Below are 21,999 nucleotides of genomic sequence, written 5' to 3' on the forward strand. Positions count from 1 at the left end.
CAGCTTTAAAGCTGCATACTGCATACTTAATACTGAATACTAGAAAAAAATGGCAAGAAATAATGATAAGAATACAGTAAAGAGATTTAATAAGATCTCTATTGGTTTAGCTTCTCCAGAGTCTGTTTTAGCAGCATCTCAAGGAGAGGTTTTAAAACCTGAAACTATCAATTATCGTACTCACAAACCTGAGCGTGATGGTTTGTTCTGTGAGCGTATCTTTGGCCCTGTAAAGGACTTTGAATGTGCTTGTGGTAAATATAAAAGAATTCGTTACAAAGGTATTGTTTGTGATCGATGTGGGGTAGAAGTTACCGAAAAGAAAGTACGTAGAGACCGTGTTGGTCACATTAACTTAGTTGTTCCTGTGGCTCACATTTGGTATTTCCGTTCTTTACCAAATAAAATAGGATATTTATTAGGTCTTCCTTCTAAGAAATTAGATATGATCATTTACTACGAGCGTTACGTAGTAATTCAACCTGGTATCGCCAAAAATGAAGAAGGTGAACCAGTACAGAAAATGGATTTCCTTACAGAAGAAGAATATTTAAATATATTAGATAGCCTTCCGCAAGAGAATTTATACTTGGATGATACAGATCCAAATAAATTCATTGCAAAGATGGGAGCAGAGTGTTTGATAGAAATTCTAAGAAGAATTGACCTTGATGCACTTTCGTATGAACTAAGACATAAGGCAAATAACGAAACATCAAAGCAACGTAAAACTGAAGCATTAAAACGTCTTCAGGTAGTAGAATCATTACGTGATGCAAATAAGAATAGAGAGAACCGTCCTGAATGGATGATTCTTAAAGTTGTACCAGTAATTCCGCCAGAATTACGTCCATTGGTGCCATTAGATGGTGGTCGTTTTGCGACTTCAGATTTAAATGACTTGTATCGTCGTGTGATTATTCGTAATAATCGTTTGAAGCGTTTGATGGAAATCAAAGCTCCAGAGGTAATTTTACGTAATGAAAAGCGTATGCTTCAGGAATCTGTAGATTCTTTATTTGATAACACACGTAAAGCATCTGCTGTTAAAACAGATTCTAACAGGCCATTAAAATCATTATCTGATTCATTAAAGGGTAAGCAAGGACGTTTCCGTCAAAACTTACTAGGTAAACGTGTTGATTATTCTGCACGTTCTGTAATCGTTGTAGGACCAGAATTGAAATTATTCGAATGTGGTCTTCCAAAAAACATGGCTGCAGAATTATATAAGCCATTCGTGATCAGAAAACTGATTGAAAGAGGTATTGTAAAAACTGTAAAATCTGCTAAAAAGATTATAGATAGAAAAGAGCCTGTAGTTTGGGATATCTTAGAAAATGTTCTTAAAGGACATCCGGTATTACTAAACCGTGCTCCTACACTTCACCGTTTAGGTATTCAAGCATTTCAGCCTAAACTTATAGAAGGTAAAGCAATACAATTACACCCATTGGTATGTACTGCATTTAATGCAGATTTTGATGGTGACCAGATGGCGGTACATTTACCATTAGGGCCAGAAGCAATTTTAGAAGCTCAGTTATTGATGCTTGCATCACATAACATTCTTAATCCTGCGAATGGTTCACCGGTAACAGTACCTTCTCAGGATATGGTACTTGGATTATATTATATGACCAAGTCACGTAGATCTACACCAGAATTAGAAATAAAAGGTGAAGATTTAACTTTCTATTCTCCAGAAGAAGTAATTATTGCTTATAATGAGAAGAGACTGGATATTAACGCTAATATTAAAGTACGAACTCAAGATATTAATGAAGAAGGCGAATCAGTTACTAAAATAATTGAAACTACAACGGGTAGAGTATTATTTAACGAAAAAGTTCCTGAACAAGCTGGATATATCAATGAGGTATTGACTAAAAAATCTCTTAGAGATATTATTGGAGATATTCTTAAGGTGACTAGTGTTCCTGAGACTGCTGCTTTCTTAGATGAAATTAAGAAATTAGGATATAACTTTGCTTTCCAGGGTGGATTATCATTTAGTTTGGGTGATATTATCATACCTCAAGAAAAGCATACTATGATTGCCAGTGCCAATAAAAAGGTAGATGAAATCGTAGGAAGTTATAATATGGGTCTTATCACTAATAATGAGCGATATAACCAGGTAATTGATGTTTGGACAACAACAAACGCCAATCTTACCGAGTTATCAATGAAACGTATTAGAGAAGATCAGCAAGGGTTTAACTCTGTATATATGATGCTTGATTCTGGAGCAAGGGGATCTAAAGAACAGATTCGTCAGTTAACCGGAATGCGTGGTTTGATGGCTAAGCCGAAGAAAGCTAGCTCAGCTGGTGGAGAGATTATTGAAAACCCGATTCTTTCTAACTTTAAAGAAGGACTTTCAATTCTTGAATACTTTATTTCTACTCACGGTGCTCGTAAAGGTCTTGCAGATACCGCTCTTAAGACGGCAGACGCAGGATACTTAACACGTCGTTTGGTTGATGTGGCACAGGATGTTATTGTTAATATAGAGGACTGTGGTACATTAAGAGGTGTAGAAGTATCTCCATTAAAGAAAAATGAAGAGATTATTGAAGGACTTGGTGCTAGAATAGTGGGTAGAACTTCATTACAAGATGTAATTAACCCGCTTACACAAGAGGTGTTAATAGAAGCTGGAGTAGAAATTGATGATGCTACTGCTAAAATAATCGAAAATTCTCCTGTAGAATCTGTAGAGGTACGTTCTGCGCTTACATGTGAGGCTAAGAAAGGAATTTGTGTAAAATGTTATGGTCGTAACCTTGCTACTGGTAAAACAGTTCAACGAGGTGAGGCAGTAGGTGTTGTGGCAGCACAATCTATTGGTGAACCAGGTACACAGCTTACCTTACGTACATTCCACGTAGGTGGTATTGCAGGTAACATTTCTGAGGAAAATCAATTAAAATCTAAATTTGCTGGTAAAGCAGAAATAGAAGAACTTAAGACAGTTAAGGGTGAAGATGCGGATGGTAAAGAAATAGATGTAGTAATCTCTCGTACTTCTGAAGTTAAAGTAATAGACCCTAAGACTAAGATTGTTTTAAGTACAAACTTGATTCCTTATGGTTCTCAACTGTTTATCAAAGATGGTGATACCTTAAAAGAAGAACAGGTGATCTGTCAGTGGGATCCTTATAATGGTGTTATTATTTCTGAATTTGCTGGTAAAGTAAGTTATGAAAACATCGAACAAGGGGTTACATATCAGGTAGAAATAGATGAACAAACTGGTTTCCAGGAAAAAGTAATTTCTGAATCTCGTGATAAGAAAAAAATACCTACACTTCATGTATTAGGTAAAGGAGATGAAGTATTACGTTCATATAACCTTCCGGTTGGTGCCCACTTAATGGTCGATGATAATGATAAGATTAAAGTAGGTAAGATTTTGGTTAAGATACCTCGTAAATCGGCAAAAGCCGGTGATATTACAGGAGGTCTGCCTAGAGTAACAGAATTATTCGAAGCACGTAACCCATCTAACCCTGCAGTAGTAAGTGAAATCGATGGTGTAGTATCATTTGGTAAAATCAAACGTGGTAATCGCGAAATCATAGTAGAGTCCAGAATAGGAGAGATTAAGAAGTATCTAGTGAAGCTTTCTAATCAAATTCTTGTTCAGGAAAATGATTATGTAAGAGCGGGGATGCCACTATCTGATGGTTCTATTACTCCAGAAGATATTCTTAAGATTAAAGGCCCATCTGCTGTACAACAATACCTTGTGAATGAAGTACAAGAAGTATATCGACTACAAGGTGTGAAAATTAATGACAAGCATTTTGAAGTTGTTGTGCGCCAGATGATGCGTAAAGTTAGAATTCAGGATCCGGGAGATACTATTTTCTTAGAAAATCAATTGGTTCATAAATCAGACTTTATAGAAGAGAATGATGAAATCTTCGGAATGAAAGTTGTCGAAGATGCAGGTGATAGTGAAAACCTTAAACCTGGTCAAATCATTTCTCCTCGTGATCTTAGAGATGAAAACTCTGTATTACGTAGAGAAGATAAGAATCTGGTTACAGCTAGAGATGTTACTCCAGCTACAGCAACTCCTATTTTGCAAGGTATTACTAGAGCTTCGCTTCAAACGAAGTCATTTATCTCTGCAGCTTCTTTCCAGGAAACTACAAAAGTATTAAACGAAGCTGCGGTAAGCGGTAAAGTGGATACTCTTGAAGGTCTTAAAGAGAATGTAATTGTTGGACATAGAATTCCAGCAGGTACAGGAATGAGAGACTATGAAAGTATTATTGTAGGATCCAAAGAAGAGTTCGAGGACCGAATGGAACAACGACAAGAAGTTAATTATAATTAATATGAAAAGCCTGCCTACATAAAGGCAGGCTTTCTGTTTTTAAAGGAATAGTACTAAAAAACTTGAAATGGCAGAGAATAAAAATCAAAAACAAAATCAGTTAAATATAGAACTCGATGAATCAATTGCAGATGGTATTTATAGCAATCTTGCTATTATTAATCATTCTGTTTCAGAATTCGTGATTGATTTTGTAAATGTTATGCCAGGTAGGCCTAAGAGTAAGGTAAAGAGCAGAATTATTTTAACTCCGCAGCATGCAAAAAGATTACTTAAAGCTCTTAACGATAATGTTAATAGGTTTGAGTCGGCTCATGGAGAGATTAAAGATTATGAGCAACCACCAATCCCAATGAATTTTGGACCCACTGGTGAAGCGTAAGATTAAAAATGTATTTATATAAAAACCTGTTACTATAGTAAAAAAAGTGGCAGGTTTTTTTTATTCAAATACCTCACTTGACTTAAAGGTATATTTTTGATATATTAGTATATTCATACTAAATAAATAGATTAAATATGTCAGATCGAATTAAAACATATTCAGAGTTTTATAAATTTTACTTAACAGAGCACCAAAACAGAACGAGTCGTACCTTACATTTTGTGGGTACGTTTTTGGTTTTTGTATGTATAGCAATAGCTATTTACTTTAATTGGGAATGGAAATGGTTTATAGTTCCGGCTATTGGGTATGGATTTGCTTGGGTTGGACATGCTTTCTTTGAAAAAAATAAACCAGCCACATTTAAATATCCTTTATGGAGTTTGATATCAGATTTTAAATTGTTTTTCGAAATCTTATTCGGTAAGCGTTCCTTTGATAGTACAAAAGATTGAGGTAAGTATATATTGATTTTTCAATATCAGTGAATATAGATAAACCAAAAACCGATTAAAACGAGATAGTTTTAATCGGTTTTTAGGTATATAACATATATTGTTTACAAAGTATGTGAAAAGGCCTTTAGCAGCCTTCTAAATTGGTTTTTAAAATTCTGAAGTATAATGAAATTGAATTGAAGGGTACTTCTGCTGTGTCATTTGTAAGCTAAATGAGGAATCCGCAAGGAATACTAATTGACCTTGCTTATCTTTTGCTAAAAACTTACTTTTTACACGTTTAAAATCTTTGAATTCTTCGTTGTTAGCATCTTCAGGATCTACCCAGCATGCTTTATGAACATTTAGATTTTCATAGGTGCATTTTGCACCATACTCATGTTCTAATCGATATTGAATAACTTCATATTGTAATGCTCCTACGGTACCAATAACTTTTCTTCCGTTCAATTCTAAAGTGAACAATTGTGCCACTCCTTCATCCATTAATTGATCGATTCCTTTAGTCAATTGTTTTGATTTCATGGGATCGGCATTATTAATATACCTAAAATGTTCTGGCGAAAAACTTGGTATCCCTTTATAATGAAGAATCTCTCCTTTAGTAAGAGTATCCCCAATTTTAAAGTTACCTGTATCATGCAACCCAACAATATCTCCTGGGTAGGATATGTCTACGATTTCCTTTTTCTCTGCAAAAAAAGCATTAGGACTCGAGAATTTAAGTTTTTTATTATGTCTGGTATGCAAGTAAGGTACGTTTCTTTCAAAAGTTCCCGAAACAATCTTTATAAAAGCCAATCTGTCTCTGTGTTTAGGGTCCATATTGGCGTGAATCTTAAAAACAAATCCTGTAAAATCTTTTTCTTCAGGTTTTACCAAACGCATATCACTCTCTTTAGGTCTTGGGGGTGGAGCAATGGTAACAAAACAGTCTAGTAATTCTCTAACTCCAAAGTTATTTAATGCCGAACCAAAGAATACAGGTTGCAGTTCTCCTTGTTGATAGGCTTCTTTATCAAATTTTGGGTATATACCCTCTACCAATTCAAGTTCTTCTCGCAGTGTGTCTGCAGCTTCATCTCCGATTGTCTTGTTGAGTTCTTGAGACGATAAATCAGAAATTTCAATTGTTTCTTCGATATTCTTTCTGCTGTCTCCACTAAAAAGATTGATATTCCTCTCCCAAATATTATAGATTCCTTTAAAATCATACCCCATTCCTATAGGAAAACTTAATGGGGTAACGGTAAGACCTAATTTTTGTTCGATCTCATCCAGAAGTTCAAAAGCATCCTTACCTTCTCTATCAAGTTTATTAATAAAAACAATCATAGGAATGTTTCTCATTCTACATACCGAAACTAATTTTTCGGTTTGTTCCTCTACACCTTTGGCAACATCAACAACAACAATTACGCTATCTACGGCGGTTAAGGTTCTAAAAGTATCCTCGGCAAAATCTTTGTGCCCGGGAGTATCCAGAATGTTAATCTTAATGTTTTTATATTCAAAAGCTAAAACAGAAGTCGCAACAGATATACCACGTTGGCGTTCAATCTCCATAAAGTCACTCGTGGCACCTTTTTTAATCTTATTTGATTTTACGGCTCCAGCTTCCTGAATAGCTCCACCAAAGAGCAATAGTTTTTCAGTTAATGTGGTCTTACCGGCATCTGGGTGAGAGATGATCCCAAAGGTTCTCCTTCTTCCTATTTCGTCTGTAAATTTCATTATATAGTTCGTGATAAGGATGCAAATATAGCACTAAAAATGTAATGTAAGAATCAAATTAGTGCACATTAAAAATTAGTGATTAACAATGAAATTTACCCTAAAAAACGAAATCCAAATCAAGGAAAATTGAAAAACTAATGCGAGGTAGTACTATATTTTTAATTGGACTTTATTATATGTAGTTCTTAGTTTGAAAAGAAAGAAAAAATAAAATTTATTTTTTAAAGTTTGTTTTGTCTAATCTTGGTATATAATTCTAATACCTTGGATTTATTATATAAACCATATATTTGTTAATCCCTAAATCAAACTAAACTATTAATGAATAGACTACTAATCGTATTTATGCTTATAGCATTTAGTCTTTCTTCTATTTCTATTAAAGCCCAACAAGACGCACAATATACTCAGTATATGTACAACACCATCAGTATTAATCCCGCCTATGCCGGTAGCCGAGGAGTGATGAGTATTATGGGGCTTCATCGCAGTCAGTGGGTGGGTTTGGATGGTGCACCCCGCACTCAAACATTAACTGTAAATACACCGATAGGGGATAGTGAACGTATTGGTTTAGGATTTTCGATTGTTAATGATGAGATAGGCCCTACCGACGAGACGTATTTTGATATTGATTTCTCCTATACCATTTCTACGTCAGATTCTGGAAGATTAAGTTTTGGATTAAAAACGGGAGGTCATTTATTGAATGTTGATTTTCAGCAATTGACACAGTTTAATACCAATGATGCTCTATTTGAGAATAATATCGATAATAAATTTAGTCCTAATGTTGGAGTTGGAATATATTATCATACAGATCGTTTTTATTTGGGGTTAAGTGCTCCCAATTTATTAGAGACAGATCATTTTGATGAGAGCACTACCGATAGTAACAGCACCGCGGTTAGTTTTCTGGCAGAAGAGCGTATTAATTATTATTTGATCGCAGGTCATGTTTTTGATTTGAGTTCTGAAGTAAAGTTTAAACCTGCAGTATTGAGTAAATTGGTCTTTGGAGCTCCTTTACAGGTTGATCTTTCGGCTAATTTTTTATTATATGATCGCTTTACTATTGGAGCAGCCTATCGCTGGAGTGCTGCAGTAACAGGTCAGGTTGGTTTCCAGATATCGGATTCTATGATGATTGGTTTTGCCTATGATAGAGAAACTACCGAGTTAGGACAAACCCAATTTAACGATGGGAGTTACGAGGTGCTTTTGCGTTTTGAACTTTTCAAGAAGTACAACAGGATGTTAACACCGCGTTTCTTTTAGACACAATAAGTAAAGGAATATACATTACTTCAAAGCATCTTACCTTGTAAATGCTTTTTATTTTAATAACTACATACTATATTTCATTTCAGTTTAGTTATACATTATGAATTGCTAGTATGATTTCGTAATTTTGGCGTAATAAAAAATAATGAAAGAAGAAGAAAAAGTCATTTTAGTAAACGAAAATGATGAACAAATAGGGTTAATGCCCAAATTAGAAGCACACCAAAAAGCAGTATTACACAGAGCCTTTTCGGTATTCGTTATTAATGATGAAAATGAATTAATGCTTCAACAAAGAGCTCATCATAAATACCATTCCCCAGGCTTATGGACTAATACATGTTGTAGTCATCAAAGAGATGGTGAAAGTAATATTGAAGCTGGTACCAGAAGGTTACAGGAAGAAATGGGATTTACTACTTCACTTAAAGACAGCGTGTCTTTTATATATAAAGCACCTTTTGATAATGGACTTACAGAGCATGAATATGATCATGTGTTGATTGGTAAATACGAAGAAAATCCCGTCATCAATCCTGATGAAGTAGCCGACTGGAAATGGATGCCTATCGAGGCTGTAAAAGAAGATGTTTTAGAACATCCAGAACACTATACAGAATGGTTTAAGATCATTTTTGATAAATTTTATTCGTATATCACACTATGAGGATTAAAGCTTGCAGAAAAGCGCATTTTAATGCAGCCCATCGATTGTATCGTAAAGACTGGAGTGATGAAAAAAACCTTCAGGTATTTGGTAAGTGCAGTAATCCAAAATATCACGGACATAATTATGAACTTACTGTTGCCGTTGTTGGGGAGATTGATTCGGAAACAGGCTATTTAATAGATCTCAAAATTTTGAAAGATCATATTAAAACAGAAGTTGAGGATTATATGGATCATAAAAATCTTAATGAAGAGGTTGAAGAATTTGCTACCTTAAACCCTACCGTAGAAAATATAGCAGTGGTAATCTGGAATAGACTGCGCAATAAATTGGCTTCTAAGTACGATATTGAGGTTACTTTGTATGAGACCCCCCGTAATTTTGTAATGTATAAAGGAGAATAGTATATGGGATTGGAAGTAGGGGATAGAGTTCCCGATTTTATAGCCAAAAATGATATTGGAGAGGATTTTCAAAGTAATTTAGTAGTAGGTAAGATTCCTGTAGTGATTTATTTTTATCCTAAAAATTTTACTCCGGGTTGTATTAAAGAAGCTTGCGATTTTAGAGATAGTTATGCTGATTTCAAATCGGTAGGAGCCGAGGTGATTGGGATCAGTTCTGATAGTGTAAAATCTCATGAAAAATTTAAACGTAGATATCAACTTCCTTTTATATTTTTGTCCGACGCTAAAGGAAAGCTAAGAAAACTTTTTGGAGTAAAATCTGAATTATTGGGCTTACTACCAGGTAGAGAAACGTATGTTATCGATAAAAATGGTGTAATACAACTTAAGTTTAATAGTATGAATGCTAGTAGACACCTGGATAAAGCAATTGCCAAAATCAAGGAAATCATTAATGACTAACCCTTCATTATATATATTAAAATTTAAACCTATCCTTAAAGAAAAGATTTGGGGAGGGACTAAATTGAAGAATATTCTCAATAAAGATTCTAATACTTCTTGTATTGGCGAAAGCTGGGAAATAAGTGATGTAGAAGGGGATTATTCTGTTATTAGTGAAGGAGAGTTTACAGGTAAAACACTACATGAACTTCTAATAGAATATAAAGAGCAACTTGTTGGAGACAAAAATTTTGAACGTTTCGGAACTAAATTTCCTTTATTAATTAAGTTCATAGATGCTAAAGAAGACCTTTCTGTGCAACTTCATCCTGGGGACGAGATTGCAAAGCAAAAACATGATTCTTTAGGTAAAACCGAAATGTGGCACATTGTTCAAGCAGATAAAGATGCCAATATCATTATTGGGTTTAATCAAGTAGTTGATAAAGCACTATATCAAAAACATGTCGATCAAAAGTCAATAAAAGATATTTTAAATTATGAACAGGTTACCAAAGGAGATACGTTTTTTGTATACTCGGGGCTTATACATGCCATTGGTAGAGGAGTACTTCTTGCAGAAATACAACAAACTTCAGATATTACCTACCGCGTGTATGATTGGGATAGAAAAGATAGTGATGGTAACTATAGAGAACTTCATCAAGAAGATGCTTTAGAAGCGATTGATTTTAAAAATGAAGAAGAATATAGGATAGAATATAAGTCTGGTAACAATGGGATCTCTAATTTAGTACAGTGCCCGCATTTTATTACAAACCTTATAAAAGTTGATCAAAATATGGTGATTTCTCATGAGAAATTTGATTCTTTTGTAGTGTACATGTGTGTAGAAGGAGAAGCTGTAATAAAAAATGGAAATACAAGTACAGATATAAACATAAAACTTGGAGAAACTATACTAGTCCCAGCATGTATAAAAAATATTAGTATACGATCTAAAAATGTAAAACTACTTCAAACTTATATTTGAGTATATTCTAATAGAAAACACTAATTTTGCGTAAAATAAATTTGATATGGCAAACAAGAGAGACCTTAAGAAAGATATTAACTATGTGTTAGGAGATATCATAGAAGAAGTTTATGTATGGCAATTGGATAACCCTGGTAAAGATGATAAATCAGGAGAAGCAATTATCGATGAAGCAATAACTTCTTTTGATGGATTTATGACCAGAGTTAATGATCGTAAAGTAGAAAATACGTCAAAACACTTTAAGGCTATTCGCGCGGATTTACAGAAAACTGCAGAGGCTTTAATCAAGAAAGTAAATTCACTATAATTTTTTTAAAAAAGTATTTGCAAATATAAAAGTAGAAATTATATTTGCATCGCTTTTGCCGATATAGCTCAGCTGGCTAGAGCAGCTGATTTGTAATCAGCAGGTCGTGGGTTCGAGTCCCTCTATCGGCTCTGTATTGAAGTCCTGGATGTTATATTCAGGACTTTTCTTTTTTAAGTAATGAGGTTTCGGGACGAGAAATTTATCCTGAGCATTTCGACTTCCCTCAATATAGGCATAGTTGAAGGGAGTCCCTCTATTGGTTCTTTAATGAAGTCTTACATGTTATATTTGGAACCCTTTGTTTGAAAAAGATTCTTAGTATAGCCTCTTTTCTAGTTTACTTTTTTAAATAACAACCTAAAACCAAATACAAGGAGTGCTCCTTGTACAAAGTCTAAATCCTTGGATCTTTTAAACCCCATATTCTCATACATTTTCCATGCAACTTGCATCGCTTTTGTTGAATGAATGATCATTTGATTTTGCTTCTCATCTTTAGCAATTTGCAGGCATGCTTCGGTTAAAATTCTACCGATACCTTTCCCTCTGGCAACTGGATCTACAGCAAGCAATCTAAATCCAGAAGCATTTCTTTCTTTTGTAGCTGTTCCGCCAGAACCGTAATGTTTCATATCTCCAAAATAGACTACTGCTCCTGCGATTTTTCCATCTTCAGAGAGTGCGACTAACAACCTTGTTAGTGGTTTTTTTGTTAAACTACCCACGTCGGCAAGCATTTCGTAATAGCTGGGTTGTTCATCTTTAGATGGAAATCCTTTTAATTGAGAATATACCTTAACCATTAACTCTCCAACTTCTAAAAATTCTTCGGGAAGGGCATCTCTTACAATAGGGTTGTTATTTTTCATTCTTAGTTAAAGTTGTTTTTACTATGTACTCTAAAAGGTTTTCGAATACAATACTAATTAATTATAATAAAAAAAGGCACTAATCAAAATACAAATGATTAGTGCCTTTTTTTAAAGGGTGAATAAAATTTAATCGATAGAATCATTTTTTATAGTTACCGATTCTTTTTCTCTTCGATCTTCTATATATGTAATCAGTTGCTTACCGTATAATGATTTTTTTACCTTAGGGCTTAATGATTGAGCCACTGTATCTAAATATTTGATATTGGCATCATATACTTCGCTTAAAGTTACATATGGTGCTACTTCGAGTCTTTTATTAAAAATAGCAAAGTTAATCGTGTATAAATACTTTTGACGCATTAGTTTTTTATAAGCTACGTCATTTGCTATTAGCTTTTCTTCATCCTTTTGCTTGCTCGCTTCAAAATCTTCTTTGATCAATCTAAGGTTTCTTTCATTAAACCGTTTGATCATTTTTTTATACTCATCAAATTTTTCTTGATTTTTACCTCCTTCAATTTTTACATCTTTTTCAAAATCAGCAAGTGTGGTGGTAATAGTAATTTCTCCTGGCTCTGCAAAAAAATCAATACGATCATTAAACTGTTTCCCGTCATCTTTGTCAAGATACAAGTAATGTATTTCTGGCTCTTTAACTTGAGATTGCAGTATAAATTCTGAATCCCCATCAATAAGTACAGAGTCTATATTAATTAGCATGGTATCCCTTACTTTTTGCAAGTATACTTTTCCTTTTTTTAAACCTTTAATATTACCCATGACGGTAACATTCCCTTTTTTTTCGGGAGAGCTACAATTAGTTAAGAAAATACTTAATAATAATATGAAAGAAAATTGTTTCATGTATGATTTAATAATTAAAAAAATTGGGATACAAATATGCTATAATTTGGGTTGAAATACTAACTTCCGGAAGCTATTTGCATTAAAATAGTACATAAAATCGCGCCATAGGTTCCCACTACATATCCAAAAACGGCTAAAAGCACACCAACAGTTGCTAATGAGGGGTGAAAAGCCGCTGCAACTACCGGGGCAGATGCTGCTCCACCAACGTTAGCCTGGCTACCCACAGCAAGAAAAAAGTAAGGTGCTTTAATTAATTTGGCTACGCCTATAAGCAACAAGGCATGAATAGTCATCCATACTAACCCTATCGCTATAAGCCCTGGATTTTCGAAAATCATTCCCATATCCATTTTCATACCTATGGTGGCTATGAGGATATAGATGAATATAGTTCCTATTTTACTGGCTCCGGCTCCTTCATATTTCTTGACCTTGGTATATGATAATAAAATTCCGATGATAGTGGCAATGGTTACCATCCAAAAAAACTTGGATGTAAATGTTGATAGCGCAGAACTCTTATCATTGAATACTTCGAAATTATTAGATAAGAAGTCCGACATACCGCCTGCTCCCCAATGAGAAACTCCAACGGTTACAAATGCAATAGATAACATGATCATATAATCTGTTAAAGTTGGATTTCGGTTGATGCTATCTGCGTAATTGGATACTTTTTCTTTTAATGATTCGATAGCACTAGTGTCTGCTTTTAACCAAGCGTCAATTTTATCGGTTTTTCCGATACCGATTAATAACAATGCCATCCAAAGATTGGCTACCACAATATCAACTACTACCATCCCCCCATATTTATTTGGGTTGTATTGATAGATTTCTAACATGGCTGCCTGATTAGCGCTACCACCAATCCAGCTACCTGCCAATGTAGATAAACCTCTCCAAACCGCATCAAAATCGGCTCCGCCTACCGTTTCTGGTGATACTGCAGAGATTAATAAAACGGCAATGGGTCCGCCTATAATTATACCTAATGTTCCTGTAAGAAATATGATTAGTGCTTTTGGCCCTAAGTTAAAAACAGCTTTAAGATCTATACTTAGTGTCATTAAGACTAAAGAAGCTGGTAGTAAGTATCTGCTAGCAATATGATATACCTTGGAAGATTTCTCTACTAATTCTCCATCGGCTGTAAGTTCTTTCCATTCTGGTGAAATAATACCTAAAGAGTTAAATATTGCTGGTAATAAATAACATAATAATATAGCAGGAACGATTTTGTAAAATGATTTCCAAAAACCTGACTTTATAGATGAGGTGTAAAAAACAAGCCCCAAACAAAGCATTAAAATTCCGAAAACAATAGTATCATTGGTAAAGAGAGGAGTATTTTCCATGGTTTGATTTTAAAAAGATATCTTGCAAAATACAGTATTTTAAAAGAGGTCAAATAGTATTGATAAAAAAGTTTTAATCATTAACCCAATTTTTCAATAAGTTTAATTGTTGTAGAGAAGCTTTAGGGTTTTGTTCTAAAATTGTTTTTTCTACCGTTGGTTCTACAACATTTGATACGAGAGTTATGATTTCATTATCTCGTTTAATCTTAAAAACAATTTCATCTCCTATTTTCCATTGATTAGAATCTCCAAAAAGATCATAAATATTCTTAAGGTTGTATTCTTTTTTATTAATACTTAATAAAATATCTCCACCAATAACCCCCAGGTTTTTTAAAAAACTATTATAGGCAATTCCTGATACAAAAATAACTTCTTTAGAGGCTTCTAAACCTTTTACTAAAGGCTGTTGTTCAAAAATAAAATAGGAAGATTGAATGTTTTTTATTCCATAGATAACTCCCACTTTATTGAGATAAAATTCATAATCAATAGGGATATTTCCTACTACATGTTTTTCTAAAAAATCATTAACTTCTGTATAAGAGAGCTCTTTTATTGTTTTAAGTAGCGTTTTATCTTTAAAGGGAATATTAATTCCAAATTCACTAGAAAGGTTTTTAATAAGATCTACTATGCCATATTTACCGCTACTCTTTTCACGCATAATAATATCTAAACACATAGAGATTAGTGCTCCTTTTTCGTATACATTTCTGTAATTAGCGCGATAGGGTTCCTCTAATATATTTTTACTCATTGTGGTAAAGGACATAGCGTCGTCAAATTTTTTAGAGGCTTCAATTTTGTCTTGTAGTCTTTCAAAAAATTCCTCTTTTGTGATTAGACCTTGAGTAATTTGAAATAAGAGAGAAAAATATTCTGTAGTGCCTTCATAAAGCCAAATATGCTCTGACATCTTTGGGGTATTGTAATCAAAATTGTGAATTTCTTCAGAATGAATAGTTAAAGGAGTTACAATATGAAAAAACTCATGCGAGACCACATCGGTGAGAGCATCATTAAGTTTCTCTCGCGAAAGAGATTCGGGTAGTACTACTACCGTTGATGTATTATGTTCTAACGCTCCAAAACCTTGAGCATCATCAGATTTTAGTGTAGAAAGATATAGTAAAATACTATATTTTTTTGTGGTGTTGATATCGCCAAGAAAACTTTTTTGAGCCCTTATTATACGTTCTATTTGGGGCATAATTTTAGAAGCCTTATGTGCTTTATTTGGAGAGTATACACTTAATAATATTTCTATACCATTAACAGTAAAAATAATTCGATTTGAGTCAGAATACATTATTGGTAAATCTACTAAATCTGCATATCGTTTGTACTTGAAAAAGTCAACATCATAATTAATGTTTTCTATAGATTGATCAAATGTAGTCTCTACTGCCGAAGTAGATGCTTCGAGGTTTTTGGGGTGCTTTATAAATAGGTTATACTTATTTTCTTGGCGCCCAGTAAAATATCCAACTAAAGCATAAAGGTTTAAAACAAAATTTTTATTTCTTAAAATATTAGTTCCCGTGGGTGAAAAAATAGAGTGAGTGTCTTCAGAATCAAAGGTGTCATGTATCCAATAGGTAATTTTGTCTAATTGACTTGCATTATTTATTTTCCATCGATTTTGCCCATATTTTTGTGCGTATAGCGGGTTACCTTGCTGGTCAAAAGCTTCGAAATTTTCTACAAGTTTTCCGTAATTATTATTTTGATACGTGCCGGGAACAATTTTGGGTAGGTAGTAGCTTATCGTATCGGTGTCGATATTTTTTACTTTAATTTCTACTTTTATTTTATCATCAATAACATTAAAAAGGTCTATAGATGCACTGATAGGAGAAGTATTTACTTTTGCAGTTAATTGCTCGGCTTTACAACTGGCCGTTAAATTAAAAATAGCAAATACATATAGTAAGCTTGTTATCGTTTTAATGGTTTTCTGCACAGTTATAATATATTATTTTTAATGTAAGTTGCAACCCCGTCTTCTTTTCCCGCAAGGGTTATTGTATTGGCAATTTCTAGGGTTTCTGGCTTTGCATTAGCTACTGCAACGCCTGTACCAACCGCTTTAAGCATATCAATGTCATTGTAATTATCTCCAAAAGCTATAGCTTTAGCAATAGGGATATTAAAATGAGTGTTTAATAAAATTTCTATAGCCGTTAGCTTAGAAATGCTCTTATGTGCAATTTCTATATAAGTAGGTTTAGAGCGATACAAATGCAATCTTTCTGCAAAATTGTTTTCTAAAAAAGTATAGGCCTTATCTATATATGATTCTTCACCCATGCACATGATTTTATGAGCTCCTTTATTTTCTGAATTCCATTTTTTTATTACTTGTTGCAGGGGTTTTACAACTGGATCAACTTTGGTGTTTTGAGCTTCTCTATGAGCCCAAAAATCCATTTCAGGAACATACCAGTCATCATTATGGTATACACTAATATGAATGTCTTGATTACTATTGAAATTATGGAGTTCTTTGATAATATCTGTAGCAATATATGTGGAGTGAACGACTTTTTTATTGATTAAAATTAACCCTCCGTTATAACAAATTAATGGCTGATTTGTAATTTCTAATTTTTCTTGTAAGTGCGTCATAGCACTAGGCATTCTGGAAGAAATCAGTATTACGGGAATCTCATCCTTAATTCTTTTAATCTCTGAAATAGTAAATTCAGATAGTTCTCTTTCTGGATTTAATAAAGTTCCATCTATATCTGAAAATACAATGCGATGTGGCATTATCTGTTTTTTTTTGAATTATTGTTGATTTACAAAGTTAGCAATACCGTTTAGAACTTCGGGCATAATTTTTCGCCAGGACTCATTATAAGATTTGTGATTTTCTAGCCTGCTATTTCCTTTGATTTCTTTTAGAATATGGTTCATGTTTTGAACAATTATGTATTCTGCTTGAGGTACTGATTCCTTTAATTTTTCGGCTTGAGATAATTCTACTTGTATATCTTTATCTCCGTGTATTAGTAAGATCGGAATTTCTAATTGCGTAATTTCTTCAGAAGGGTTGTATTTTACCCAAGACCTCATGAATGCTTGCAAGTCATATCTAAAAATTGATTCTAAAGCTGGGTCATAACTCGTTGCTCTACCATTCTCTCTAAGTTGATTAAAAGCTACAGTAGCACTTTTATCTAATCCGGGTGCTTGTTTAGCTATTTGCTCGATGATAACCTGATCAATAGAATCAGCATTTCCTGCAATAGAGATAAAACCGTCTGCTTTGCCTTTTCCAGAAATCATACCAATCAGAGATCCTTGTCCATGACCGGCAACAAAGATTTTTGTGTAATTCCCATTTTTTTTAAAATAGTCTATTGTAGATCTAGCGTCTTCAATATAATGGTCAAAAGAAATTTCATGCTCACGAATACCAAGACCATCCATTTTAAAAAGTCTTTTGTCATAACGATATGTCGATATTCCTAATTTTGCCAATTCATATGAAAATTGTTTAAACGTATCGTTTTTTGACATTCGGTCATTACCATCTCTGTTTATAGCTCCTGCATCCATAATAAAAATAACCAAAGGAGCTTCTTTATCAGAATCAGAATAAGGGGCTACCAATGTACCTTCTATATACTTATTGATTTTTACGACGGCAGAATTAAATTCTTTCTCTTGAGCAAGAGAAAAAGAAACATTGATGATAAGAAGTAAGAAAAAATTAATTTTCATAGCGGGGCTAATTGTTTTATACGTTACATTAGAGAACGATACATAAGATTTCATATTTTGATTTGGGTAAATACAATGCTTATTTTGTGTCGTATGTATTTTTAATACTTCGATCAATAATAACTCACCTTTTGAAGGTGTTTATATTAAAAATTACAATTCAAATAAATTTTAACGAATCACTAACATACCCTTTTTTATCTTTGCTGCAAAATATAAAATAATGAATCTTCATATTAAACTAATACTTATTGTATTGTTAATTTCTTCTTCTGCTTTTTCTGCCAATTATGATTGGGGAAAAACCGGGCACAGAGCTACAGGTGAAATTGCGTCATCTTATCTCACCAAGAAAGCAAAAAAAAATATAGCTCTTCTTCTCAAAGGACAAAGCTTAGCTTTTGTTTCTACTTTCGCAGATGATATTAAAAGTGATGAAAGGTATAGATCATATAGCCCATGGCACTATGTTAATTTTTCTTTTGAAAAAAAATATGGTGAAGAAAAACCAAGTGAATTTGGTGATCTGGTTCAAGGTATTAATAAGTGTATCGAAGTTCTTAAAGATGAAAAATCATCAATGGATGACAAGGAGTTTTACCTAAAAATGCTTGTGCACTTTATAGGAGATCTTCACCAACCTTTGCATGTTGGTAGAGGAGAGGATAAAGGAGGGAATGATATCCAGGTACGTTGGTTTAAGGATGGATCAAACTTGCATAGAGTATGGGATAGTGATATGATAGATTATAATGGAATGAGTTATACAGAGTTATCTGTTACTACTAATAGATTGTCTAAATTACAAATTAAAGCTCTCAAAGAAGGAACAATTGTGGATTGGGTACATGAGTCTCAGAAGCTTGCCAAGAAAGTATATACATCGGCAAATGTGGGTGAAAAACTTGGATATAAGTACGCGTATGATTATTTTCCTGTGGTTCGGTCACAACTTCAGAAGGGAGGAATACGGTTAGCTAAAATTTTAAATGAAATTTTCGGATAAACTCTTAATCACTTAAGGCTGTTTCTTTTCTATATTGCTTAGGCGACATTGCAAAGTGTTTTTTAAATGTTTTAGTGAGATGACTCTCATCTGTGTATCCCAATTGATAGGCAATTTCTGCAATAGTAAACTCTGTATGCTGCAATCGATATTCAACCAATTTCATTTTATACTTAGTTACATATTGATGTATAGATTCGCCAGTCTTTCTTTTAAAATAAGTGCTAATTGAACTTTGAGACATATTAAATTTATTGGCCAAAAAACTTATTTTAGTACGATCATTATCATAAACATTTTGTCTTATGTGACCTAAAATCTGATCAATCTTAGAATGATTTATTGGAATTTCTCTTTGATTTGAGTCGTATTTTTCTGAAATGTTACGAACAATAATACTCAAAATAGTACTTATGGCATTCGAGATAATTTCCTGGTAATAGATTTTTTCATTTTTAAATTCCTCTAACACGACGTTATGGATATCCCAGATAATACCGCGATCATCTTCGTGAGAAATTACATCCCCCGGTATAATATTAGGATGGTGCAATAACTGTTCTATGCGTTGCAACCAAAACTTTCTATCGGGTAAGTTTACTTTACTCGAAAATAAAAGCTCGGTAAATTTGAAATAGGTAAATGTTGAATAATTCTCAATCTCAAAATGATGAGTATCTTCTGGAGCCAATAAAAAAATATTATTTTCTTTATAAGGAAATCTAACTCCATTAATGGTGTGATATCCACTTCCTTTTTCCACAAAAATAATCTCGAAGTAATTGTGATTATGAGGTTCCGCTTCCCATTCATCAATAGAGTATTGGTCTACCACAAAGGTTTCATGCAAGGTGTAACGGTTCATAACAATTCTTTAACATTTTAAAGTTACAAAAATAAAATCAATAATTAGAACTTGTTTTTTGCAAGTAATTATTAGTTAGAATGTTTGATATGCTTGGGATAGAGTATGTTATGTTGTTTTTGTACAAGTTATTTAGAAAATTGTACAAGTATAAATAATGAAGCGAGACATAAATTTGCAAAATAAATTTAAGCGCTCAATTCTTCACATGAAATTTAAAATTTATTTATATAGTATTACCCGAGTTTCTTTTGGAATGGTATTGATGTTACATAGTATATATAATGCAATCAAATATTCTGGATTTTTGGATAGATTAGATAGATACTTTAACCGGGTTACAATATTTGATAATGATATTATTGAGGCTATGGCTCCATTAGTTCCTTTCGAAGAATTTGTAATTGGATTTTTCTTGATTCTAGGAATGTTTACAAAGAAAGCTTTGATGGTGTCTACAGTATTATTTGCTTTTTTTACCTTATTTTTACTAGATGCTAATTTTTGGTATTGCGCTGGGATACATTTATTTCTTTGTATGATCTCTGTTATCTTGTTGAGAAAAAATGATTATGATTTAAATTCTGTAGAATCATATAGAATATCATTCTAAATAAGAAATTATAAGTTTAAAGGGCATGAAAATTAATAAATGGGTTTGCTCTTTTATTGAATTACTCTAAATGTAATGTTGATTCTAGGACCAATTGTTTTTTTAGTTTTAGGAACCTGATGAAGCCAGCAATCCTGTGTTTTTCCTTTCATAATAAGTAAACTACCATGTTGTAATACGATCTTTCGTTTTAGATTTTTATTGGTTTTATGTTTAAAATGAAACCATCGATCTTCACCAAAACTTATAGAGGCAATGACTGGATTTTTGCCTAACTCTTTTTCATTATCTGCATGCCAACCATTACTGTCTTTTCCGTCCCGATATAGATTGAGTAAACAGCTTGTAAATTGTACAGAACACGCGGATTCTACTTTTTCTTTAATGAATACTAACTCTTTTGTAAATGGGTTCGGAGTCATCGTTATATTCGAATAGCTATAGGAGTTATTGTTATTTGCATATAAAGCCGTAAGACGAGGTTGTGGATGCGATTTACCAAAAACAGTAATATTATCTTGTCTCCAATTAATAGAGGTGGTTAAGATTTTAGAAAATTCATCAGATTTTTTTTGATCAAAAAATGCAGGATAGTAGACTACATCTGCATCTATCATATCTAATCGAATTGGATGGTTATGCGAATCAAACAAATCTAAATTCATTGAAAACAACGTATTGTAAGCCTAAATATATTGATATGCCCAGTATATTATTCCAAATTGTAATAATAATCTAAAAACAAGAATTGATTTGGGAAGATTAAGGCTCGCTTTTTTATGTATAAGCATATGAATATGCACGGGAAAAAATAAAATAAGCATAATTACTATTCCCCATAAAGAAATTGTTTTGGTAGCCATAAATAACACCCCCAGTCCCGCCAAAATCTCTGCCAGACCGCTTAAGTAAACTATTAATCTATGATATGGGATATAAAGAGGCATTATTCTCATGAATGCCTTGGGGCGAATAAAATGAAAAATCCCTGCGGTAATAAAAATAAACGATAAAATATATAAATGCCAGCTCATTAAACACCTGTTGTTTTTGATTTACCTGCTCTACTTAGTGCAAAATCCTTGCTTCGGGTTAATTTTTTTATGAAGCTAACTTTTCGAAAACGAAGCGCAGACCAATCCTCATCAATCGAAACCTGTCTTACGGGTTCTAGGTTATAATCTCCTAAAACACCCCAGCCATGATCTTGCGTAACTTCAGAACTATATTTTTTAGAACTTTTTTTTGGATAAGCAAACCAAAGTATAGCATCACCTACAAGTTTTGGGTATACAGTTTCAATACGATTTTCTATTTGTTTCTTTTCAATAACAAAAACAAGAGCAAAGTCAACTTCAGAAACCTGAACCAAAGATTCTTTAATTATAACGTCTTTAAGGCAATCCAATTCTTTACAAAAACCTTCTGGTTCATTAAGAATCAGTATCTCATCTAAAGTGGGAGGGAGCTGCAGTTTTTTAAAAAGCGGAGTCATGAGAATACGTATTAAGACATAATTGTGTCTTTTAAAGATACAAAAAAGGAAATAATATTGAATATTTTGACCATGATATTATGTTAATCATAAATAAAAGATAGTTAACAAATAAATAACGTTTCATAGAATTTGA

Annotated in this window: 22 protein-coding genes and 1 tRNA gene; 12 read left to right on the plus strand and 11 right to left on the minus strand. The window is 33.1% G+C overall.

The genetic code is table 11. From position 1 onward, the window contains the following. The first annotated feature begins 49 nt into the window (after window positions 1-49). The 3 genes from rpoC (at window position 50) to ABW637_RS11495 (ending at window position 5,191) form a co-directional block, all read left to right on the plus strand. A complete protein-coding gene (gene rpoC, locus ABW637_RS11485) occupies window positions 50-4,351 on the plus strand; it encodes a DNA-directed RNA polymerase subunit beta' (RefSeq protein WP_367584831.1) in 4,302 nt (1,433 codons plus the stop codon). Between the two features lie 67 nt (window positions 4,352-4,418). Further along, entirely contained in the window at window positions 4,419-4,733 is a 315-nt protein-coding gene (locus ABW637_RS11490; protein ID WP_367584832.1) for a DUF3467 domain-containing protein, read from the plus strand. A gap of 137 nt (window positions 4,734-4,870) precedes the next feature. After that, entirely contained in the window at window positions 4,871-5,191 is a 321-nt protein-coding gene (locus tag ABW637_RS11495; protein WP_367584833.1) for an Mpo1-like protein, read from the plus strand. A 150-nt stretch (window positions 5,192-5,341) separates the two neighbouring features. On the opposite strand, the gene ABW637_RS11500 is transcribed toward ABW637_RS11495, so the two are convergent. Continuing rightward, entirely contained in the window at window positions 5,342-6,928 is a 1,587-nt protein-coding gene (locus ABW637_RS11500) for a peptide chain release factor 3 (RefSeq protein ID WP_367584835.1), read from the minus strand. A 324-nt stretch (window positions 6,929-7,252) separates the two neighbouring features. On the opposite strand from ABW637_RS11500, the gene ABW637_RS11505 reads away from it, so the two are divergent. From ABW637_RS11505 to ABW637_RS11535, 7 genes are all read left to right on the plus strand, one after another. Beyond that, window positions 7,253-8,209, plus strand: a complete 957-nt coding sequence (locus ABW637_RS11505; protein ID WP_367584836.1) for a PorP/SprF family type IX secretion system membrane protein — start codon at window positions 7,253-7,255, stop codon at window positions 8,207-8,209. A 151-nt stretch (window positions 8,210-8,360) separates the two neighbouring features. Beyond that, window positions 8,361-8,882, plus strand: a complete 522-nt coding sequence (gene idi, locus ABW637_RS11510; protein WP_367584837.1) for an isopentenyl-diphosphate Delta-isomerase — start codon at window positions 8,361-8,363, stop codon at window positions 8,880-8,882. Then, window positions 8,879-9,289 (plus strand): 6-pyruvoyl trahydropterin synthase family protein, encoded by a 411-nt coding sequence (locus tag ABW637_RS11515; protein ID WP_367584838.1) that lies wholly within the window; start codon window positions 8,879-8,881, stop codon window positions 9,287-9,289. Before idi ends, ABW637_RS11515 begins: the two co-directional genes overlap by 4 nt. 3 nt (window positions 9,290-9,292) lie before the next feature. After that, window positions 9,293-9,754, plus strand: a complete 462-nt coding sequence (locus ABW637_RS11520) for a peroxiredoxin (protein ID WP_367584839.1) — start codon at window positions 9,293-9,295, stop codon at window positions 9,752-9,754. Continuing rightward, complete coding sequence (locus ABW637_RS11525; protein WP_367584840.1) at window positions 9,747-10,730, plus strand: type I phosphomannose isomerase catalytic subunit; 984 nt, start codon at window positions 9,747-9,749, stop codon at window positions 10,728-10,730. Before ABW637_RS11520 ends, ABW637_RS11525 begins: the two co-directional genes overlap by 8 nt. A gap of 46 nt (window positions 10,731-10,776) precedes the next feature. Further along, window positions 10,777-11,043: a hypothetical protein gene (locus ABW637_RS11530; protein ID WP_367584841.1), complete on the plus strand. Its 267-nt coding sequence runs from the start codon at window positions 10,777-10,779 to the stop codon at window positions 11,041-11,043. A 57-nt stretch (window positions 11,044-11,100) separates the two neighbouring features. Next, a tRNA-Thr gene (locus ABW637_RS11535) sits at window positions 11,101-11,174 on the plus strand. Between the two features lie 204 nt (window positions 11,175-11,378). On the opposite strand, the gene ABW637_RS11540 is transcribed toward ABW637_RS11535, so the two are convergent. The 6 genes from ABW637_RS11540 to ABW637_RS11565 all read right to left on the minus strand — a co-directional run bounded on the left by ABW637_RS11540 (window position 11,379) and on the right by ABW637_RS11565 (window position 17,938). Continuing rightward, window positions 11,379-11,915 (minus strand): GNAT family N-acetyltransferase, encoded by a 537-nt coding sequence (locus ABW637_RS11540; RefSeq protein ID WP_367584842.1) that lies wholly within the window; start codon window positions 11,913-11,915, stop codon window positions 11,379-11,381. 129 nt (window positions 11,916-12,044) lie between these two features. Next, a complete protein-coding gene (locus ABW637_RS11545) occupies window positions 12,045-12,785 on the minus strand; it encodes a DUF4369 domain-containing protein (RefSeq protein WP_367584843.1) in 741 nt (246 codons plus the stop codon). A gap of 59 nt (window positions 12,786-12,844) precedes the next feature. Next, window positions 12,845-14,149, minus strand: a complete 1,305-nt coding sequence (locus ABW637_RS11550) for a DUF819 family protein (RefSeq protein ID WP_367584844.1) — start codon at window positions 14,147-14,149, stop codon at window positions 12,845-12,847. A gap of 73 nt (window positions 14,150-14,222) precedes the next feature. Next, the gene (locus tag ABW637_RS11555) at window positions 14,223-16,118 is read right to left on the minus strand and encodes a M61 family metallopeptidase (protein ID WP_367584846.1); all 1,896 of its coding nucleotides are present in this window, start codon (window positions 16,116-16,118) and stop codon (window positions 14,223-14,225) included. 2 nt (window positions 16,119-16,120) lie between these two features. After that, window positions 16,121-16,927, minus strand: coding sequence for an HAD family hydrolase (locus ABW637_RS11560; protein WP_367584847.1), 807 nt, complete (start codon window positions 16,925-16,927; stop codon window positions 16,121-16,123). Window positions 16,928-16,945: 18 nt separating this feature from the next. Further along, a complete protein-coding gene (locus ABW637_RS11565; protein WP_367584848.1) occupies window positions 16,946-17,938 on the minus strand; it encodes an alpha/beta hydrolase in 993 nt (330 codons plus the stop codon). 169 nt (window positions 17,939-18,107) lie between these two features. Here ABW637_RS11565 and ABW637_RS11570 point away from each other — a divergent pair, with 169 nt between their 5' ends. Then, the gene (locus tag ABW637_RS11570) at window positions 18,108-18,890 is read left to right on the plus strand and encodes a S1/P1 nuclease (protein ID WP_367584849.1); all 783 of its coding nucleotides are present in this window, start codon (window positions 18,108-18,110) and stop codon (window positions 18,888-18,890) included. 4 nt (window positions 18,891-18,894) lie between these two features. Here the strand turns inward: ABW637_RS11570 and ABW637_RS11575 are convergent, their stop codons facing one another. Then, entirely contained in the window at window positions 18,895-19,755 is an 861-nt protein-coding gene (locus tag ABW637_RS11575) for a helix-turn-helix domain-containing protein (RefSeq protein WP_367584850.1), read from the minus strand. A gap of 208 nt (window positions 19,756-19,963) precedes the next feature. On the opposite strand from ABW637_RS11575, the gene ABW637_RS11580 reads away from it, so the two are divergent. Further along, complete coding sequence (locus ABW637_RS11580) at window positions 19,964-20,368, plus strand: MauE/DoxX family redox-associated membrane protein (RefSeq protein ID WP_367584851.1); 405 nt, start codon at window positions 19,964-19,966, stop codon at window positions 20,366-20,368. Window positions 20,369-20,421: 53 nt separating this feature from the next. Here the strand turns inward: ABW637_RS11580 and ABW637_RS11585 are convergent, their stop codons facing one another. From ABW637_RS11585 to ABW637_RS11595, 3 genes are read right to left on the minus strand one after another with little or no spacing between them, the layout of a single operon-like run. Continuing rightward, complete coding sequence (locus ABW637_RS11585) at window positions 20,422-21,033, minus strand: alpha-ketoglutarate-dependent dioxygenase AlkB family protein (RefSeq protein ID WP_367584852.1); 612 nt, start codon at window positions 21,031-21,033, stop codon at window positions 20,422-20,424. A 21-nt stretch (window positions 21,034-21,054) separates the two neighbouring features. Beyond that, window positions 21,055-21,402, minus strand: coding sequence for a DoxX family protein (locus ABW637_RS11590; protein WP_367584853.1), 348 nt, complete (start codon window positions 21,400-21,402; stop codon window positions 21,055-21,057). Next, window positions 21,402-21,863 (minus strand): hypothetical protein, encoded by a 462-nt coding sequence (locus ABW637_RS11595; RefSeq protein WP_367584854.1) that lies wholly within the window; start codon window positions 21,861-21,863, stop codon window positions 21,402-21,404. Before ABW637_RS11595 ends, ABW637_RS11590 begins: the two co-directional genes overlap by 1 nt. Window positions 21,864-21,999 lie beyond the last annotated feature (136 nt).

This window comes from Aquimarina penaris, assembly GCF_040786285.1.
Classification (GTDB): domain Bacteria; phylum Bacteroidota; class Bacteroidia; order Flavobacteriales; family Flavobacteriaceae; genus Aquimarina.

Coding starts and splice junctions, on each gene's coding strand:
- ABW637_RS11565 (WP_367584848.1), bottom strand. CDS start 17,938: ATGAAATCTTATGTATCGTTCTCTAATGTAACGTATAAAACAATTAGC.
- ABW637_RS11500 (WP_367584835.1), bottom strand. CDS start 6,928: ATGAAATTTACAGACGAAATAGGAAGAAGGAGAACCTTTGGGATCATC.
- ABW637_RS11550 (WP_367584844.1), bottom strand. CDS start 14,149: ATGGAAAATACTCCTCTCTTTACCAATGATACTATTGTTTTCGGAATT.
- ABW637_RS11515 (WP_367584838.1), top strand. CDS start 8,879: ATGAGGATTAAAGCTTGCAGAAAAGCGCATTTTAATGCAGCCCATCGA.
- ABW637_RS11545 (WP_367584843.1), bottom strand. CDS start 12,785: ATGAAACAATTTTCTTTCATATTATTATTAAGTATTTTCTTAACTAAT.
- ABW637_RS11590 (WP_367584853.1), bottom strand. CDS start 21,402: ATGAGCTGGCATTTATATATTTTATCGTTTATTTTTATTACCGCAGGG.
- ABW637_RS11560 (WP_367584847.1), bottom strand. CDS start 16,927: ATGCCACATCGCATTGTATTTTCAGATATAGATGGAACTTTATTAAAT.
- ABW637_RS11585 (WP_367584852.1), bottom strand. CDS start 21,033: ATGAATTTAGATTTGTTTGATTCGCATAACCATCCAATTCGATTAGAT.
- ABW637_RS11595 (WP_367584854.1), bottom strand. CDS start 21,863: ATGACTCCGCTTTTTAAAAAACTGCAGCTCCCTCCCACTTTAGATGAG.
- ABW637_RS11575 (WP_367584850.1), bottom strand. CDS start 19,755: ATGAACCGTTACACCTTGCATGAAACCTTTGTGGTAGACCAATACTCT.
- ABW637_RS11570 (WP_367584849.1), top strand. CDS start 18,108: ATGAATCTTCATATTAAACTAATACTTATTGTATTGTTAATTTCTTCT.
- idi (WP_367584837.1), top strand. CDS start 8,361: ATGAAAGAAGAAGAAAAAGTCATTTTAGTAAACGAAAATGATGAACAA.
- rpoC (WP_367584831.1), top strand. CDS start 50: ATGGCAAGAAATAATGATAAGAATACAGTAAAGAGATTTAATAAGATC.
- ABW637_RS11490 (WP_367584832.1), top strand. CDS start 4,419: ATGGCAGAGAATAAAAATCAAAAACAAAATCAGTTAAATATAGAACTC.
- ABW637_RS11580 (WP_367584851.1), top strand. CDS start 19,964: ATGAAATTTAAAATTTATTTATATAGTATTACCCGAGTTTCTTTTGGA.
- ABW637_RS11525 (WP_367584840.1), top strand. CDS start 9,747: ATGACTAACCCTTCATTATATATATTAAAATTTAAACCTATCCTTAAA.
- ABW637_RS11540 (WP_367584842.1), bottom strand. CDS start 11,915: ATGAAAAATAACAACCCTATTGTAAGAGATGCCCTTCCCGAAGAATTT.
- ABW637_RS11505 (WP_367584836.1), top strand. CDS start 7,253: ATGAATAGACTACTAATCGTATTTATGCTTATAGCATTTAGTCTTTCT.
- ABW637_RS11520 (WP_367584839.1), top strand. CDS start 9,293: ATGGGATTGGAAGTAGGGGATAGAGTTCCCGATTTTATAGCCAAAAAT.
- ABW637_RS11530 (WP_367584841.1), top strand. CDS start 10,777: ATGGCAAACAAGAGAGACCTTAAGAAAGATATTAACTATGTGTTAGGA.
- ABW637_RS11495 (WP_367584833.1), top strand. CDS start 4,871: ATGTCAGATCGAATTAAAACATATTCAGAGTTTTATAAATTTTACTTA.